Annotated in this window: 12 protein-coding genes; 6 read left to right on the top strand and 6 right to left on the bottom strand. The window is 53.7% G+C overall.

The annotated features are described in order from the left end of the window. The first annotated feature begins 410 nt into the window (after window positions 1-410). Window positions 411-875 (top strand): META domain-containing protein, encoded by a 465-nt coding sequence (locus TH5_RS24020; RefSeq protein WP_062953153.1) that lies wholly within the window; start codon window positions 411-413, stop codon window positions 873-875. A gap of 76 nt (window positions 876-951) precedes the next feature. On the opposite strand, the gene TH5_RS24015 is transcribed toward TH5_RS24020, so the two are convergent. The 4 genes from TH5_RS24015 to TH5_RS24000 all read right to left on the bottom strand — a co-directional run bounded on the left by TH5_RS24015 (window position 952) and on the right by TH5_RS24000 (window position 5,307). After that, a complete protein-coding gene (locus tag TH5_RS24015; protein WP_114123995.1) occupies window positions 952-2,583 on the bottom strand; it encodes a BCCT family transporter in 1,632 nt (543 codons plus the stop codon). A gap of 66 nt (window positions 2,584-2,649) precedes the next feature. After that, a complete protein-coding gene (locus TH5_RS24010) occupies window positions 2,650-3,063 on the bottom strand; it encodes a universal stress protein (RefSeq protein WP_114123994.1) in 414 nt (137 codons plus the stop codon). Between the two features lie 257 nt (window positions 3,064-3,320). Continuing rightward, on the bottom strand, window positions 3,321-4,262 hold the full coding sequence (locus tag TH5_RS24005; protein WP_114123993.1) for an alpha/beta hydrolase: 942 nt from the start codon (window positions 4,260-4,262) through the stop codon (window positions 3,321-3,323). A gap of 112 nt (window positions 4,263-4,374) precedes the next feature. After that, a complete protein-coding gene (locus tag TH5_RS24000) occupies window positions 4,375-5,307 on the bottom strand; it encodes an L-lactate dehydrogenase (protein ID WP_114123992.1) in 933 nt (310 codons plus the stop codon). A 471-nt stretch (window positions 5,308-5,778) separates the two neighbouring features. Between TH5_RS24000 and katG the strand changes: the two genes are divergently transcribed. The 3 genes from katG (at window position 5,779) to TH5_RS23985 (ending at window position 9,842) form a co-directional block, all read left to right on the top strand. Beyond that, the gene (katG, locus tag TH5_RS23995; RefSeq protein ID WP_114123991.1) at window positions 5,779-7,965 is read left to right on the top strand and encodes a catalase/peroxidase HPI; all 2,187 of its coding nucleotides are present in this window, start codon (window positions 5,779-5,781) and stop codon (window positions 7,963-7,965) included. Window positions 7,966-8,209: 244 nt separating this feature from the next. After that, window positions 8,210-8,449 (top strand): helix-turn-helix domain-containing protein, encoded by a 240-nt coding sequence (locus tag TH5_RS23990; RefSeq protein WP_114123990.1) that lies wholly within the window; start codon window positions 8,210-8,212, stop codon window positions 8,447-8,449. Continuing rightward, window positions 8,439-9,842, top strand: a complete 1,404-nt coding sequence (locus tag TH5_RS23985) for an HNH endonuclease (protein ID WP_147250177.1) — start codon at window positions 8,439-8,441, stop codon at window positions 9,840-9,842. The genes TH5_RS23990 and TH5_RS23985 overlap by 11 nt, the downstream gene beginning before the upstream one ends. A 2-nt stretch (window positions 9,843-9,844) precedes the next feature. On the opposite strand, the gene TH5_RS23980 is transcribed toward TH5_RS23985, so the two are convergent. Together TH5_RS23980 and TH5_RS23975 are read right to left on the bottom strand one after the other, a co-directional pair. Continuing rightward, entirely contained in the window at window positions 9,845-11,023 is a 1,179-nt protein-coding gene (locus TH5_RS23980) for a DNA methyltransferase (RefSeq protein WP_167443655.1), read from the bottom strand. 5 nt (window positions 11,024-11,028) lie between these two features. Next, the gene (locus tag TH5_RS23975) at window positions 11,029-12,333 is read right to left on the bottom strand and encodes a hypothetical protein (RefSeq protein ID WP_147250176.1); all 1,305 of its coding nucleotides are present in this window, start codon (window positions 12,331-12,333) and stop codon (window positions 11,029-11,031) included. A gap of 1,180 nt (window positions 12,334-13,513) precedes the next feature. Here TH5_RS23975 and TH5_RS23970 point away from each other — a divergent pair. Both TH5_RS23970 and TH5_RS23965 read left to right on the top strand, forming a co-directional pair. Continuing rightward, on the top strand, window positions 13,514-14,197 hold the full coding sequence (locus TH5_RS23970; RefSeq protein WP_114123986.1) for a methyltransferase family protein: 684 nt from the start codon (window positions 13,514-13,516) through the stop codon (window positions 14,195-14,197). 275 nt (window positions 14,198-14,472) lie between these two features. Next, window positions 14,473-15,618 (top strand): amidohydrolase family protein, encoded by a 1,146-nt coding sequence (locus tag TH5_RS23965; protein WP_114123985.1) that lies wholly within the window; start codon window positions 14,473-14,475, stop codon window positions 15,616-15,618. The last annotated feature ends 175 nt before the right edge of the window (window positions 15,619-15,793 follow it).

The raw sequence follows: 15,793 nt of genomic DNA, 5'->3' as shown, positions 1-15,793 counted from the left end.
CCTGCGCGGCATAGGCCGGAACGCGGCGCAACCCATGTCCGCCCTGTCCTGCGGCCTCGGCCGTGATCAGGGCCGTTGCCACCGATCCGGCATTGTCGGGATCAACGTTGCAACGCAGCAGGGTATTGCACACAAGCGCATGTGCATCAGACAGGGCAAGCTTCATGATGATGACCTTAAGATAGTGACGCGAAGATCGTGGCGGGCCCGGATACATTAGCCGCCAGAATGCCCCGACGCAAAGGTCTTGTGCGCTGCAACCCCGCCAAACCATTACAACAACACTATAAAACCGACCCTCGGATATGCTAAAATTTCGCCGCAAAGTCGTATGAGTATCCCGGCACGGTTCACGCTGCCCCACATGCAGCATTCAGACCGAGACAGATTCCAAACACAGGATATTTCGAATGCGCAAAGTAACCTCATTAACCTTCGCCGCATTTGGCATCGCCAGCAGCCTGTGGCTTGCCGGTTGCGCTGCCACAACCAAACCGGCCGAGGAAAAATCCCCCGCCGACTGGTCGGCCATCGCTGGTCGCGACTGGCAGCTGATGCGCATTGAGGCGAAAGACAAAAGCCTGACCCCGATGACCCCGATCCTGGCCAGCGTCAACTTTACCAATGACGGAAAAATTGCCGGATCGACCGGCTGCAACCGCTATTTCGGCAGTTACACCCGCAAGGACACCGCCCTTGATGTCTCCCCGCTTGGCAGCACCAAAATGATGTGCATGGAAGACGCAATGGAGATCGAGGATGCCTTTATCGCCGCAATGGCAGATGTCAAAGGCTGGAAAGTGCAGGACGGCGATCTGATGCTGGTTGATGGCAGTGCCAAATCGATCATGACGTTCGAGCCGATCCAGCCATAGGCAAACGCGATAACACGAACCCGTAAAAAAGGGGCGCAGTGATTTGCGCCCCTTTTCCTTTGGTCTGTCGCCCGGATCATCGCGGTTCGCTACGCAATCCCTGAATGATGGAATAGCACGCCAGCAACAGCACGATGGCAAACGGGAACCCGGTGGAAACCGCCATCGCCTGCAGGGAGCCAAGCCCCCCGCCCAGCAGCAGCGCAATCGCAACAAGCCCCTCAAACGTGCACCAGAATATGCGCTGGGGCACCGGCGCATCGACCTTGCCGCCCGCTGTAATCGTATCGATCACAAGCGACCCGGAATCCGATGACGTGACAAAGAACACAATCACCAGAACAATCCCGATAAAGGACGTGATCGCCTGCAACGGCAATTGTTCAAGCATGGTGAAAAGCTTGATCGGAAGGGCCGCATCGGCAATCGCCTGCACCCCTTCATTGACCATATGCACCGCCGTGCCGCCAAACGCCGTCATCCACAGCACGCAAACCAGCGACGGAATGATCAGCACACAGGTAATGAATTCCCGCACCGTCCGGCCGCGTGACACGCGCGCAATGAACATGCCGACAAACGGCGACCACGAAATCCACCACGCCCAATAGAACGACGTCCAGCCCTGGCTGAAATTGGTATCTTCACGCCCGACCGGGTTCGAAAGGGCGGGCAGATATTCGACATAGGCCACAAGACTTGTGAAAAAGCCCTTGATGATATCCATCGTCGGCCCGACCAGCACGACAAACAGCAGAAGAAGGGCTGCCAAAACCATATTGATTTCCGAAAGCCGTTTGACCCCGGCATCAAGCCCCGCCAAAACCGAAATCAGCGCAACCCCGGTAATCGCGATAATCAGGACAACCTTCGATCCGTCCGAAACCGGTATGCCAAACAGGAATTCAAGCCCGGCATTGGCCTGTTCCGCGCCGAAACCAAGCGACGTCGCAAGCCCGAACAGGGTGGCAAACACCGCCAGAATATCAATCACATGCCCGGTCCAGCCCCAGACACGCTCGCCAAAGATCGGATAAAATACCGACCGCATGGTCAGCGGCAGGCCCTTGTTAAACGAAAACAGCGCAAGTGCGAGCGCCACCGTCGCATAGATCGCCCAGGGATGAAGTCCCCAATGGAAAATCGTTGCCGCCATGCCAAGGTCAAAGGCGGCGTCCGCATCGCCCATCGCCCCGCCAAGCGGCGCCCAGTCCGTGCGCGCCCCGCCATCACCGACCGTGGCACCGCCCATCGATGTGGTAAAGTGCGAAATCGGCTCGGACACGCCATAAAACATAAGGCCAATGCCCATTCCGGCCGCAAACAGCATGGCAAACCAGCCGCTATAGGAATAATCGGGCACCGCATCCTGCCCGCCCAGCCGCACCTTGCCGAGCGGCGAGACAATCAGAAACAGACACAGCAAAACAAAAACATTCGCCACCGACAGGAAGAACCAGTCAAAGGTCGATGTCAGCCAGCCCCGCAGGTCATTGAACATCGGCCCGACACTTTCCTGAAAGGCCAGCGTCAAAAACACGAATGCAACAATCGATAACCCCGAAATCAGAAAGACCGGGTTATGGATATCAAGCCCGAACGGCCCGATCTGTTTGGTGATGTTATCCTGCCCGATCTCGTAATCGGTATCGATCGGATTGGCCGCACCATCCGGGCTTTCAATGCCCGTCTCGGCATTCGATCCCATGAAAATCTCCCTTGAAAAGCAATTTTGCGGCCACCCCCGGCCGCAATTTTTCCGGTTTGCCTGCTATTAACGCACCAGAAACACGGAATGATCCCAATGCGTCGCAACATATCCGCCGTGGGATGCAAAAATATGATCCGCAATACCGGGCACATGGGATGCCATAACGATCACATCCGCCTTGGCTTCCGTTGCCGCATGGACAATGATTTCGCTCAGATCAATCGCCGGATCATGTGAAATACGGGTCATGCCCGAACAGTCGATACCGGTCTTTTTGCCCTGCTCTTGGGCAAAAGCCGCCATCTTGCGATCATATTCTGCCGGATTATGCGCAACGGGGGACGGTGTATTCGTCCCGACCCCGAAAAAGCAGATTTTGGCATCATAATGCTTTGCCAGATCCGCCGCCGTCGAAAGCGCCTTTTCCAGCTTGTCGATATGCGTCAGATCCACGGGTACCATGATCTTGCGATACATTCCCTGCCTCCGTTCTACGGGTGCCCTAACGGGCAAAACACACCTTCGAAACAGATGAGGCGAACAAGACTATCACCAGAACAGGAAATTATCAAAATCCCCATCGCGGGGGGATTTTACGCCACGGGCGAATACAGGAATGAACCTGCAATAATCAATCAAAAGAAACCGCCAAATAATTCCGGAAATTTATCGGCCCCACTAAATCAGGATCATTTGATATTGCGCGGAAATTCGCGGCAATATCCGGAACATTATTATTCTGCCGCCATGCGCTTTATCGCATCACACAGGAATTTAAATCCGTCCGCCGCCCCGTCGCTCATATGGCGCGCACGTAACCAGCCATGGATCATTTGCGGTTCCTCGCGGTAGGTCACATCAATCCCGGCCCGGGCAAGGCGCGCGGTATATTCCCGCCCGTCATCACGCAGCGGATCAAAATAGGCCGCCGTGATATAGGTCGGCGGCAACCCGCGCAGATCCTCCGCCGATAACGGATAGGCCAGCGGATCATCCATCGGCGCCTTCAGGACATCGCGATAATAAATCACATCATCGGTGCTTAAACCGGGGGCGGATGCCATCTGCCCATAGGATGGCCAGCCAAGGTCCCCGCCAAGGGCCGGATAAATCAGGACCTGCCCGATCACGCCTGTACCAAGCCCCTCGTCGCGCGCCCGGATCGCAAGCCCACCGGCCAATGTCGCCCCGGCACTATCACCAATCAGGACGACCTCCGCCCCCGCCGACAGCAAATTTCGCGCAACCGCAAACGCATCCTGATGGGCGGCGGGCCAAAGATGTTCGGGGGCCAGCCGGTAATCGACCGAAATCATTTCTGCCCCGACCGCATCGGCAATCTCGGCACAGATCGCATCATGGCTATCAAGCGACCCGACGATAAACCCGCCACCATGCAGGTAAAGCAACTTGCGCATCGTTCTGATTTTGGCCGGGCGATAAATCCTGACCGCCACCCCGGCAATATGATCATCACAGGTCAGAAGCCCCGGCGGATGGGGATAGGCAAAGGCATCACAAAGCGCGCCATACCATCTGCGTTGCTGCGCAATATCGGCGGCAACCGCATCGGGCGGATAAAACCGGTCGCAAGTGGCTATGAAGTCACGGATGCCTGCTTCGTCGGGCATCGGGCTATAGGCGATATCCGGCACCGCCTGATCGGACCCGTCCATGTCGCACAACTTCCCCAATGATGTTTGATGGCTCTGACCGCAAGCCTAACGCGTTCGACCCTGCTGTGAAAAGCGGGCAATTATGGCTTTTGCCACCAAAACCCGAAAAAGCCTAAAGCGAAACCGCCTCGACCGTTTCTTTGAGCAACGCCGCACTGCGATGAAGGGCTGCACTTTCCTCCGCATCCAGATCGGGGAAAAGATCGGTAACAATGCCCTTCGCCCCGATCACACGCGGAATCGAAAGCGCGACATCGGCCACCCCTTCGATCTCGCGATTGACCATCGATACCGTCAGGACTTCCTGCTGATCCTGCGCAATCGCCTTGACGATCCGCGCAAGCCCCGCCCCGATCCCATAATAGGTCGCCCCCTTGCCCTTGATGATCTTATAGGCCGCATTGCGCACCCCATCATCAATCCGCGCCCGCACATCAGCGGTAATCGCCGATCCGACCTGGGCGGCAAACCCCGCGAGCGACAGCGACCCGGCCCGCGCATTCGACCATGCCAGAACCTCGCTATCGCCATGCTCGCCAAGGACATAGGCATGCACCGATTGCGGCGAAATGCCCAGATGCCGGCCCAGAAGGCTCCTGAACCGCGCGGTATCAAGGATCGTGCCCGATCCGATCACTCTGGCGGCCGGAAGCCCCGAGAGCCGCACCGTAATCTGGGTCATGATATCAACCGGGTTCGACGCGATCAGCAAAATCGCATCCGGTGCGACCCGCAACACATTGCCCACCACATCGCGAAACACCGCCGCATTACGTTCCAGCAACGCCAAACGCGTTTCACCGGGCTTCTGGCTGACTCCGGCGGCAAGGATCACGACCGACGCCCCGGCAAGCTGATCATACTCCCCGGCCTCCACCACACAGGACGACATGAACGGCACCGCATGGGCAATGTCTTCGGCCTGTGCAATCGCAAGTTCGGCATTGCGGTCAACCAGCACGACCGAACTGACCGTCCCCATCACGGCAAGCGCATAACCCGCCGAACTCCCGACCATCCCGGCCCCGACAATCCCGACCTTCATCACAAACCCCTGTCATAACAGCATTATTTCACCGCCCGATTATCCCGCCCCGTCCCGCCGCTTCACAAGCAAAAACCGAACACACGCAAAATCCACCCGCAATAACATCGACAAAATCTATCGAAATTAAAAAAAATAACTATTTAACCTATGCACTCAAAACGCGTTAGCCTGCTTGACAGCATCGCCTGACATGACGCCCAATGATTTAACAATCTCGTCTTGTTGCGATCACAAGTTTCGACATTACCTTGAACAGGGAAGCATCACGCCGAAATGTTCACCAGAATGTTCAAATATTCCTGCGGTCAATATGACCGGCTCACGACCCGGCGGGAGAGAGACACCAGAAGTCGATAAACGTCTGCCTATTGGGGATGCCCCATCATGCCGCAATCCGCAGATATCGCCTTGGGTAAAACCTGACCGGGTCAGGAAAGCACGAACAGCCAGCCATTACGGGAGAGAGAAATGGACGGAAAACAGACAACAGGGAAATGCCCGGTCATGCATGGCGGTATGACCGCACTGGGCACCACGGTCATGGATTGGTGGCCAAATGCGCTTAACTTCGACATCCTCCATCAGCATGACATCAAGACCAATCCGCTGGGCAAGGATTTCAACTACCGCGAAGAACTCAAAAAGCTCGACGTTGAAGGCCTTAAAAACGACCTCCGCGCGCTGATGAATGAAAGCCAGGAATGGTGGCCTGCCGACTGGGGCAGCTACGTTGGCATGTTCGCCCGTGTCGCATGGCATTCCGCCGGTTCCTACCGTCTGGCCGATGGCCGTGGTGGTGGCGGCACCGGGAACCAGCGTTTCGCCCCGCTCAACTCCTGGCCTGACAACGTCAACACCGACAAGGGCCGCCGTCTTCTCTGGCCGATCAAGCGCAAATATGGCAACAAAATCTCCTGGGCCGATCTGATGATCCTGGCCGGCACGATTGCCTATGAAGTCGCTGGCCTTAAAACCTATGGCTTCGCCTTTGGCCGCGAAGATGTCTGGCACCCGGAAAAGGACACCTATTGGGGTGCGGAAAAGGAATGGCTGGCACCAAGCGACAGCCGTTATGAGGACATCACCCGCCCCGACACCATGAAAAACCCGCTGGCGGCTGTCCAGATGGGCCTGATCTATGTGAACCCGGAAGGGGTGAACGGGCAGCCCGACCCGATGAAAACCGCCGCCCAGGTCCGCGAAACCTTCGCCCGCATGGCGATGGATGACGAGGAAACAGCGGCCCTGACCGCTGGTGGCCACACCATCGGCAAATCGCACGGCAATGGCTCGCCGTCTGACCTCAGCCCCGAACCAGAAGCCGCCGACGTCGAATATCAGGGCATCGGCTGGATGAAAACCAATGGCCGTGGCATTGGCCGCGATACCATGGTTTCGGGCATCGAAGGCGCATGGACGTCCAACCCGACCAAATGGGATATGGGCTGGTTCGATATGCTGTTTGGCCATGAATGGGAGCTGAAGAAAAGCCCGGCTGGCGCATGGCAGTGGGAACCGGTGGACATCAAGGAAGAAGACATGCCGGTCGATGTCGAGGATCCCTCGATCCGCTGCAAACCGATCATGACCGATGCCGACATGGCGATGAAGGTCGACCCGACCTATAACGCCATCTGCCAGAAATTCATGAAGGACCCGGAATATTTCTCCGAAACCTTTGCACGCGCATGGTTCAAACTGACCCATCGCGACATGGGCCCGAAAGTCCGCTATGTCGGGCCGGACGTGCCTTCCGAAGACCTGATCTGGCAGGACCCGATTCCGTCGGTGAACTATATCCTTTCCGATGCCGAAATCGCCGATCTCAAGGCACGATTGCTCGCCTCTGGCCTCTCCAGTGCCGAACTGATCAATACCGCCTGGGATTCTGCACGCACCTATCGCGGATCGGACATGCGCGGCGGTGCCAATGGCGCACGCATCCGTCTGGCCCCGCAAAAGGACTGGGCCGGGAACGAGCCCGAACGCCTTGCCAAGGTTCTCAAAACCCTGGAAGGCATTCAGGCCACGCTCACCAAAAAAGTCAGCCTTGCCGACCTGATCGTGCTCGGTGGCACGGCGGCGGTTGAAAAGGCCGCGAAAGATGCCGGTGTCAACATCACCGTCCCGTTCGCACCGGGCCGCGGCGATGCCACCGACGAGATGACCGATGCTGCAAGTTTCGAGCCGCTCGAACCGCTGGCCGATGGCTATCGCAACTGGCAGAAAGACGATTATGCGGTTTCGCCCGAAGAAATGATGCTGGACCGGACCCAGCTCATGGGCCTGACCGCCCCGGAAATGACCGCACTGGTCGGTGGCATGCGCGTTCTTGGCACCAATCATGGCGGCAGCAGACACGGCGTCTTTACCGACCGCGTTGGCAAACTGACGACCGACTTCTTCGTCAACCTGACCGACATGGCCTATAGCTGGAAACCGGCGGGCGACAACCTTTACAACATCGTTGATCGCAAAACCGGCCAGACCAAATGGACCGCCACCCGCGTTGACCTCGTGTTTGGCTCAAACGCCATCCTGCGCGCCTATGCCGAAGTCTACGCCCAGGACGACAACCACGAGAAGTTCGTCAAGGACTTCGTCGCGGCCTGGACCAAAGTCATGAACGCGGACCGGTTTGATCTCGCCGCGTAAGGGCTTACGCCCTTGAAATGATCTGGATTGGAGCTTTTGGGCTCTGAACGAGAAACACCCCCGGTCGTGAGGCTGGGGGTGTTTTTTTTGAGAGGAATAGTGCGATTCTAGGACCGATAACTTAGAGCTCATCGCAAGTTTAAAATCATTCAATAGCCTATAGCAAGCACCAACATTAGAAAACCTTTATTTATGCTATGTTTAGTCTGTAGATATATTGTCTTCACAATCGCATAAATATTCGATGAACGAACGAAAATCACTTCACATTTTAATCGCTACAAACATTCGTCATCGTCGGCAGATGCTCGGGTTGTCGCAGGAAGAGCTCGCAGACAATTGCGGTCTTCATCGCACATATATTGGTTCGATTGAAAGGGGCGAGAGGAATATCACCGTAAACACGTTACAGCGAGTAGCAGAAGCCTTGAGCTGCTCGGTAATAGACCTTTTCTATAGCGGAGACATAGAAAATGAATTCTAGTTTCGGGGGAGGAAAGCTCCCTGGAAAAACTCGTTATGCGGGACGACGTCGAGCAATGACAAGAAAGTCCGGTTTTTCCGTTCACAAGGAAACTACAGGCGGCGAGTTTAGTCGGCAAAATGTGGCAGCCCATGCACTCGCCAAAGGTGAAGAAATTGAAGTATCGTTCTATATTGACGGGCATCAACCAGGAGATTTTCTCGGTTTCGGAATGTGGTTCTGGCACTCTGATGGAATTGAAAGTGAGCTGATTGGGTCCCCATTTATACCGACATGGACAGGCTACAGCTCTCTCTCATGGAATAAGGTAGGAAGCATCTGGGAAGCTAGTACCTCCACACCTGTCAGTGTTGTTTTTAAACTAATTGCAGTTGAAGCAGGAAAGGCTTCATTCTATCAGCCACTTTGTGGTCGGCTAAAACATAAACACTATGAAGATGCTCCCCATCGGTTGATGAAGAACATGTTTGAAACCGCGCCAGAAGCGATCTTCGTTGATGATGAAGTAAACGCCTCTGTTAATATTTCATTCCCCGATGGCTCGGAAACTGAACACGCTGAAATAATTCTAAAATCCTGCAATCGCTGTGGCAGATACCTTCCTATAAACATTATTAACGAGCGCAATCACCTAAGCTTCACCAACCACTGTGTTGCAGCCCATCGACGACCATGTCAGCATTCGTCCTTTGGCAAGCTCCGTAATGTGGAAAATCAAAGTGAAATCCTACACCTTGACTACGGATACCAATTGGAGTGCCGGTTCTGCAAAAAGTTTGAAGTCAACGCTGCTCATAATCCCCAGCGTTCTCCGGGGCAAATGAAAGAAGACGGCGCGCGACGCCGTGCATTCGAATTACTACTTGAAACACTGTTTGAGGGTTCCCCACAGCTTATCTACAGACATAAATTTTCGTCTGAGCTCGCCGAAGACATCTGGGAAAAATTCCAAAGAAGATGCTTCAATTGTAACACTTATTTGCCCAATGCTCGGGCAATGCACCTCGATCACACCCGCCCTCTAGCATACCTTTGGCCCCTCGACGAAACAGCAACTGCACTATGCAAGTCTTGCAATAGTCAAAAGCGTGACAGAATGCCTACTGACTTTTATGTCAAACATGGTCAACTCGAAGCATTGGCCCAAAAAACAGGTATATCCCTAGAAGAACTAAAAAACCCCAAGCCAAATGAAACTGCTATTGATCTGCTTTTAGCAAGAAAGCACTGGTTTTTTTCTACATTCTTGACCAGACCCGAAATGTGCAAAGAACGAGAAGGGAAAATTGCAGGTGAACTTGTTGTGAAGGCCCTACAACGTGTTTTAGCTAGTAGCGAAAAGCACCAATTTGTAAACCTTCAAGATGAGTATGCTCAGCTCCGAGACAAATAAGATCAACTAAGCTTAGGTACAAGAACCAAGTATGAGTGCCCTGTCACAGCTCCCTTATCCCGGATACCATGTAATTCGCAGTGCTCAACACTTTCAGTAAAACAATCCGCAACGCTGAACCATGGATCCACTCGCAGCGCGAGTTCTGCGCTCATGTTGCACTTTTTACTCTCTCCTAGATGAAGCACCATAATCCCGGTCGACTTCAATCGTTCGCGAGCAGAGGCGAAAAATTTGCGGTACACGTTCAAATCAAATCTTTGTTTTGTTTCGACATAGTCTGCGGGCCGTACATCGAAATCCGCGCGCTCCCAACCCGAGAACCAAAACCGCATCCAATTGGTCATATAGAAACGTGTCGAAGCGAAAAATGGGGGGGATGTAATGATCACATCCGCAGCTGGTATTTCTGCTGGCCAAATTTCAGTACAATCACCTTGCACTGACCCTCCAAAAGAAGGCTCACGTTCTACAATTTCCAATTTCAAGCGATCTAACTTTGCTCGCAAACGTGGCATGAGCGCACGATACTCAAAGGGCCCCGTTGGACTATACGGAGTTACGGGATGACTATTTCGACTTAGTGCATACGGTCGATTACCATGCAGCAAATGCATCGTACTGGCATAAATCAATGCCCATTCTGCTCCGCTGTCCCAAGATGAGAGAAAGAAGCCCCTAGCTGCAATAATTTCACGAAGTGTATCGGAATGGAAATATTCAGGAATCGAACCATTGAACTTGATTGCAGCAGTGCTGCTAAGATCATCATCAGTAAGTTTGTAGTGGTCAATACATGCCTCAAGGTCACAAAGAATTTGTTCAACCATGCTCCACGACGGATTTCCTACTTTTCCAAGAGTTAGCACGTGACCAAGACGCGATATGTCTATCCCATACCCAGATCGCCCCATACGGCAAGCCTCGAACGGGATAGTGCCACACCCTGAAAATGGATCTACAATCACATCATTCGGCTCAGAGAAGCAGTGAATAAGATGGTGAGCAAGAGACGGCTTCATTTTACCTTGATAGGAACACATGGAATGAACCGCTCCGCCCCAGCCGCGACCTGAGTAAGGAGGTTGTTGATGCGGAAATGTCTTCTTAAAATCTTCCCATTTCAATACCCACCCCCCAGAGTTATTACGCTCTGTACTATAGCGAACATCATTCGACATCTTCATTATCTTCGTTTCTCTAAAATCAGGAGTTGCTGCCGAACCGCTTGCCCCCCTTTTGATATTCTTTTCCTAAGATGAATCCTTTCCTTGGTCCGGAAACCAATATCTTCTGCAACCTCAACCAAAAGATCATCCGTCGGAACACGAACGCCTGCGTAAATGCTATCGCCAATGTCAATACAAAGTAGTCCCTCATCACTGAGACAGGCCCCAAGAGCCTTGATAGCGTTATGCATATCCTTAAAATAGCCTCCGACCATTTTCGATATACGCTGATCGTAAGCCTTTTCTTCAAGCTCGCGCACAACCTGTTCAACGCCTTTTGTTACAGGTTTCCAATCCGTTTTTGCGTCAACATCATTGATACCCGACGTAATAACCTTATCCCTCAATCGTCGGAGATCAGCTTTTGATCGAAGCTCGCGAATATACCAAAGCTCTAGACGAGCGTTGCGAATATAGTTTGTACCATTAAGATAAGGTGGACTGGTGATTACACCATCCCACACACCCTCCACTGCCTCTCGCAGGTCTCCTGCTGAGGCACAAACATATTTCGTTTCGGCTTGCAATTCCGATACGTCAACAATATCGACTGCCTGCTTAAGAAGATGTTCTCTGACTGCAGCAATAATACATTGCGTCCCTAAGAGCTGCTCTTTCGGCGTTTTAAAACGAAGATCACCAGACCGCTTCAAAAGAGAGCATTTTATAAGGCTAGCTAGTACTGCGAGTGTAAGGCACTTGCTAATATGGCCGCCATCTTCCTCAAGTTCATCGATTATCGTTCTCAATCGAAGAATGTTCTCAAACTGCGTAGCTTCAAAAAAGACACTGCCCCCAAACGTCACCTCATATGACTCGCGGAGGCCTGCGTCCGGTTTTACAGAATGGACGAGAGAATTTAAGCCAAATGTAAGATCGGAGATATTCTTCGCCAATTGTCTCCGGCCTGTAGCATTCATTCGTAAGATTTCGAGCTTGGTTTCAATTACGAAAGCCATAGCCGGATTCACTTCAGAATAGGCACATTCAATACCTTTTTGCCCCAGTACAATAGGTGTCGTACCGCTACCTGCAAATGGCTCGAGGATTCGCCGTGCCGCAGGAAAATATTCCTTCACGACCCCTTCAACAAATCGGGGTGAATATCCTTCTAAGTACGGGAACCAAGAATGGAGTGCTGCGCGCGAATTATCTCTAAAGGTCGCATCTAGAGGAGCAATGTTGATTTCCTTACCATCACGCCCCCCCCCATCCGTTCCAAAAAAAAGATCAGTCCGGATCGCTACAGACGAATTTTCCAAGAAAAAGTTCCCTTATTGTTCTCGCGCCATTTCAACCTGCTCGTTCATGTTTTCTTTGTGGCTCCCTTCCCCATCATAAAAGGTAGATCATATTGACCTGGGTTCTTTTGGTATTCGTGGATAAAATCTGTAATTGCCCGTCGACCAATCCATGCTAGAGACACTTGGAATCGTTCCGATAACTCTAAAAGAGCTGAGTATTCAGCAGCGTCAAGGTTGACTGTTATCCTATTTTTCACGCGTACCCTCAATTTCACGATGCATAGTGCAGCACATCGCAGCATTATGCTGCATTTTCTTGTAAGTTGGAAGCTAGTTTTCTCGCAATGTTTTCATTTTAATCTACTTCACTCTCTATACTGGGCAAAATCATCGCTCACTCAACACAGGCCTACGCAAAGAACTTATACGTACGGCGAGGCCCCAATGCCCGCTCCGATCACTTCCGGCCATGAAGGCACTTTCCGGCAATTCTGGCACGTCCCCACCCCGGACACACCTCGGGCGTCTGCCATCCTCGCCAACGGACGGTCTCCGGGCCCAAGACCCGCTCCGGTCACCTCCGGCAATGGCAACACTTCCCGCAACCGATGGAGCCCAGATACATTTCGGGCGTACGGCCCCCACTGGTCAACCATCGACGGGCCACAGCTCACTGCTGCCCGCTGCTGCCATTGCTGCCGCTCCCGGCAGATTTAACTTCTCCCTCCTCAACAAGACGCACCTCTCCCGTCATGACAAATGATCGGGTTAGTCTTCTTAATCCTTGGGCAGAATACCGCCGTAATGGCTCCGCCATCCGCCGATCCATATCCTGCGGAGCACCCCGCTGCCCTTCCCGTGTCTGTGTCCGTATCTTTGCCGCTGCATCCTGATACCCTCTTTGATTCGGCCCCAAACGCAAAAACCCGCAAAGGCACTGGGCGCTTTGCGGGTTTCGGTCCGGGCGGTTTTCTCCCGTTGACTTTTCTTTTATGCCATAAATAAAAGAACAAATCAAGAACTTTTTGAAGAAAATTTATATGCCGCCGTAAAGGGCCGCGGGCACTCCGCCCAAACATATGGTCGGCGGCCATATGTCCGAGAGGACCATCCGAACGACCGGATATGCAGTATCGGACGCCAGAACCCACCCCTGACGATATGACTTCTGTGGCTTGATCTTGCAGGAGTAAATTTCATGTCGCGTTCGGCCGAACTCCGTTCCGCCCGTAAAGACCCATCAGACCAGACGCCGGGGGTGCTTCCCGATGGCGCGGCTCTGCGCACCATACAGCGCCGACGAAAACGTGTTCTTCGCATTGGCGTTGTCGTGCTTCTGGTTCTTGTTGCCGGAAGCCGGGCGATGGCGGAGCGCCAGAGCGAGCTTCACGACATGATCGAAGCCACCGGGCTGTTTGCGATTGGCGTCTGCATCTTTGGGCGCGGCTGGTGCTCCCTTTATATCGGCGGGCGCAAGAAAACAGAGCTTGTCACCACCGGGCCTTATTCCAGCTGCCGAAATCCGCTTTATGTTTTCAACATGATCGGCGCATTCGGTGTCGGCGCACAAACCGGCAGTATCATGCTTGGCTGTTTGTTTGCCGGCCTGTGCTGGATGGTGTTTCGCAATGTTGTCGCGCACGAAGAGGCATTGCTCTCAGAACGTTTTGGCAAGGCATTCCGGCGCTATCAAAATACCGTCCCGCGCTTTCGCCCGACCTGGTTTCGCTGGCGGGACGAGGAAAACCTGCTGTGCAAACCGGCACTGTTTTTATCCACAACACGCGATGCGATGTGGTTTCTGGTTGCCGGACCGATATTTGAGGGCATCAAGCTGATGCAGGATGAGGGATGGCTGACACCGCTGATCTATCTGCCCTAGCTATCGAACCTCAACAGGCTGCCCCGGGTTGGCCTGTTTGGCCTGAAGCGACTGGGCGGCCGGGCGGTTGATAGCGGCGGATAGATGTCCTGTCTTTTATCCCACCCTGTATCCCACCTTGCGGTCTGTGCCAATCCCCCGAAGGAGCATCTCTTTTGCCCGTTGATCCGATGTCTGGTGCACACACGGGCGCGCAAGCCCCCCATTCACGCCAACATGATGACGAAAGCAATACCCGAACTGCACACCACAACAATAGCGGATTAGAAATTGACATGAAACCGACCGAAAAACCCCAACATAGCCTCACAATCGGACGCCGCAGTTTTCTGGGTGGTGCGGCGGCACTTGGTGTTGGTGCCGGATTGGCCGCACCCGCCATTATCTCCCGCGCGGCTGCGACAGAGACGTCCTCGATCATCGCGTTGCGAGACCACGACCTGCCCTTTATCGCCACCGAAGAAACCTATACCACCGACGAACTGATCGCGCTCAACGCGATTAACGATGATCACGTAGAATACCTCAAGGAAACGGGTCTTGCCGAACTCGGCCCTGGCCGCATCGGTGCCATGGATCAGGCGGGGATCAATGTTCAGATCCTCTCCGCACATACGCCGGGCGTGCAGGATCTCGCGGGTCAGGAAGGCATCGATTTTGCCTATCGCCTCAACAGGATGATTGCCACGGGCCCGATGGTCACCTATCCGGCGCGGTTCCGGGCCTATGCAACCCTGCCGCTGCAGGACCCGGCGGCATCAGCAGACGAACTGGAACGCGCCGTTCGCGAGGATGGCTTTGTCGGTGCCATGACCAACGGCTTCATTGGCAAAAAGTTTCTCGACCATCCCGATTTCGAGCCCCTTCTGGCACGTGCCGAGGCCCTTGGCGTGCCGATATACCTGCATCCGGGTTTCCCGCCCAAGGAAGTCTTCGACATTTACTACCGCATTACGCAACCCGGATATAATGACGAGTATCAGGACTATATTCTCAGTGGTTCAGGATATGGCTGGCATCAGGAAGTGCTTACGCAATGCCTTCGACTGATCATGACCGGGGTGTTCGACAGATTCCCCAAACTGCAGATGATCATCGGCCACATGGGAGAGGGCCTTCCATTCTACTACGAGCGTATCGTCGGGGATTTGGGCGATGTGACCGAAGGCTCGCTCAATAAGCCTATCGGGCAGTATTTCAATGACAATTTCTGGTACACGACCAGCGCATTTTTCCAGGATGAACTGCTTCATCTTTTGCTGAGATACATCAGCGTGGACCGCGTGATGTTTGGAACCGATTATCCGTTTGCCGACATGAAGCAGGGCACCGACTGGTTTCGCGCAGTCGACCTGCCCCGTGAAGCCAAGGAAAAAATTGCGTTCCGAAATGCGGGAAAACTGTTCGGCATAAAGGTCTGATCCATTCGCCCGTGCCACTGCGGGCGGGTACCCCCCCGCCCAGACTGCGCAGGGCGAAATACGCGAAATGCGGTGATGGCGTAAGCCCAAGACTGTTCCTGCGGGCAACAAAAAACCCTGCCACCGAAGGTGACAGGGTCTTTTTATTGGTTGCGGGGGCAGGATTTGAACCTAC

This window comes from Thalassospira xianhensis MCCC 1A02616, from assembly GCF_003326475.1.
GTDB lineage: Bacteria > Pseudomonadota > Alphaproteobacteria > Rhodospirillales > Thalassospiraceae > Thalassospira > Thalassospira xianhensis.
The sequence above is the reverse complement of the archived record's forward strand: the minus strand, read 5'-3'. Positions and strand labels throughout refer to the sequence as shown.

Excerpts from the sequence above, each read along its gene's own strand:
- TH5_RS23965 (WP_114123985.1), top strand. The coding sequence starts at position 14,473 with ATGAAACCGACCGAAAAACCCCAACATAGCCTCACAATCGGACGCCGC.
- TH5_RS24015 (WP_114123995.1), bottom strand. The coding sequence starts at position 2,583 with ATGGGATCGAATGCCGAGACGGGCATTGAAAGCCCGGATGGTGCGGCC.
- TH5_RS23970 (WP_114123986.1), top strand. The coding sequence starts at position 13,514 with ATGTCGCGTTCGGCCGAACTCCGTTCCGCCCGTAAAGACCCATCAGAC.
- katG (WP_114123991.1), top strand. The coding sequence starts at position 5,779 with ATGGACGGAAAACAGACAACAGGGAAATGCCCGGTCATGCATGGCGGT.
- TH5_RS23980 (WP_167443655.1), bottom strand. The coding sequence starts at position 11,023 with ATGTCGAATGATGTTCGCTATAGTACAGAGCGTAATAACTCTGGGGGG.
- TH5_RS24000 (WP_114123992.1), bottom strand. The coding sequence starts at position 5,307 with ATGAAGGTCGGGATTGTCGGGGCCGGGATGGTCGGGAGTTCGGCGGGT.
- TH5_RS23990 (WP_114123990.1), top strand. The coding sequence starts at position 8,210 with ATGAACGAACGAAAATCACTTCACATTTTAATCGCTACAAACATTCGT.
- TH5_RS24005 (WP_114123993.1), bottom strand. The coding sequence starts at position 4,262 with ATGGACGGGTCCGATCAGGCGGTGCCGGATATCGCCTATAGCCCGATG.
- TH5_RS24020 (WP_062953153.1), top strand. The coding sequence starts at position 411 with ATGCGCAAAGTAACCTCATTAACCTTCGCCGCATTTGGCATCGCCAGC.
- TH5_RS24010 (WP_114123994.1), bottom strand. The coding sequence starts at position 3,063 with ATGTATCGCAAGATCATGGTACCCGTGGATCTGACGCATATCGACAAG.
- TH5_RS23985 (WP_147250177.1), top strand. The coding sequence starts at position 8,439 with ATGAATTCTAGTTTCGGGGGAGGAAAGCTCCCTGGAAAAACTCGTTAT.